The sequence below is a fragment of the Pseudoxanthobacter sp. genome, assembly GCF_036822375.1.
Classification (GTDB): Bacteria; Pseudomonadota; Alphaproteobacteria; order Rhizobiales; family Segnochrobactraceae; genus Pseudoxanthobacter.
In genome coordinates this window covers 1-1,579 of the sequence record NZ_DAISHT010000110.1, presented here as the reverse complement: position 1 = coordinate 1,579, position 1,579 = coordinate 1, and the positions used below count along the sequence as shown (strand labels likewise).

Genomic DNA, 1,579 nt, shown 5'->3' with positions numbered 1-1,579 from the left:
GCATGGCGCCCGACAGCACGACAGCGATGTGCGCGGGGCGCTGGCCCCGCGCGGTGCAGGGCCCGGCAACCGGCGCTCCGTCCCGCCCCGGCACCCCGCCCGGCCGTCCGTGCCGGTCGGGCACGGGCGGCGAGAACGGGGGCCCGGCAGAGCGGGGCGCCGGCCGTTGCGTCAGTTCGCCGCCGGCTTGGGGGCGGGCGCCTTGGCGGCGGCGGTTTTCTGGGCCGGCGCCTTTGCGGCGGGCTTGGCAGCCTGCTGGTCCGGCACGGCCGAGCCCATCACCACCACGCGGGTGTTGAGCGGCACGCGGCTGTAGAGATCGACGGCATCCTGATTGATCATGCGGATGCAGCCGGACGAGACCGAGGTGCCGACGGTCCACGGCTTGTTGGTGCCGTGGATGCGGTAGAGCGTGTCGACCCAGCCCTGATAGAGATAAAGCGCGCGCGCGCCGAGCGGGTTGTCGAGGCCGCCGGGCATGCCGTCGCGGTATTTCTTCAGCTGCGGCTCGCGGTCGATCATCTCCGCCGGCGGGCGCCACACCGGCCACTGCTGGCGATAGCGGATGATGGCATCGCCGTGCCAGGCAAAGCCCTGCCGGCCGACGCCGATGCCGTAACGGATCGCCCAGCCGCCGGGCTGCACGAGATAGAGGAAGTGGGCCTGCGGATCGACAATGATGGTGCCGGGCTTCTGGTCGGTCTGGTAGCGCACCACCTGACGATAGAATTCCGGCTTGATCCGCTTCAGGTCGACAGCGGGGATGACGTTGTCGCCATCCTTCAGCGGTCCGTACATCTGCTGCGGCGTCTGCTTCTGCCAGTCGAAGGTGGGGGCGGGCCCCTCGATCAGACCGCGCGTGGTGGTGCAGGCGGCCAGCGCCAGCGGCAGCGCGGCGATGAACGCGCGGCGGCTGAGGGCAACGCCGCCGGCGGCGCCGGTCTCATGGCTTGCAGCGGAACGGCCGTCAGTGGCCGGGGAAAGCGTCGGGCCCATCATCACTCCGGATTCTTGGCATGACACCCCGGCCGGCCGGGGCGTGGTGCAGGGCAGCCACGGGCGCGCGGACCGACAGGGGCGAAAACGGCTGGTGCCTGTCGTCGGGCGGGGCAACGGTCTCGGCGGCAGTGCGGCGGCTAGTGCGCGCTGAATCGGCCGTTCCATGCAAGATGCCGCCGCCCTCAGGGGCCGCTTTGCCCCGCCCTGCGGTGCGGTTCGCCGGGCGCCGTTGCAGCGGCGCCACAGACAGTGCGTCTTTGATGCCGCGATCTCCGTGACAAAAGGGCCTGCGATCCACTACACTGCGGTTCAGTTGCAACAGCCCCGGCCCGACCGTGTTCTCTTCCTGCGCCTTTCCGGTTGTCCGCCCTGCCGCCCGCGCGGCGAGGAAGGCCGGCTGCCTTTCCGCCCCGCCTGCCGGAGCGGGACACTGACAGACGAAACGGAACCGACACGCGCGATGTCCGCCGACCCTGCGATCGTGCCGCCCTCCGACGGCGGCGCCGGAGCCCCCGCCGGGGGCGATGACGGCCTGTGCCGCGAGAGCCAGCACCACGAGACCCTGCGCGATGATGCCGGG

Annotated in this window: 1 protein-coding gene; it reads right to left on the bottom strand. The window is 71.6% G+C overall.

The window, feature by feature from the left end:
- Nucleotides 1–171: 171 nt before the first annotated feature.
- A complete protein-coding gene (locus V7067_RS11195; protein WP_334175986.1) occupies nt 172–999 on the bottom strand; it encodes a L,D-transpeptidase in 828 nt (275 codons plus the stop codon).
- Nucleotides 1,000–1,579 lie beyond the last annotated feature (580 nt).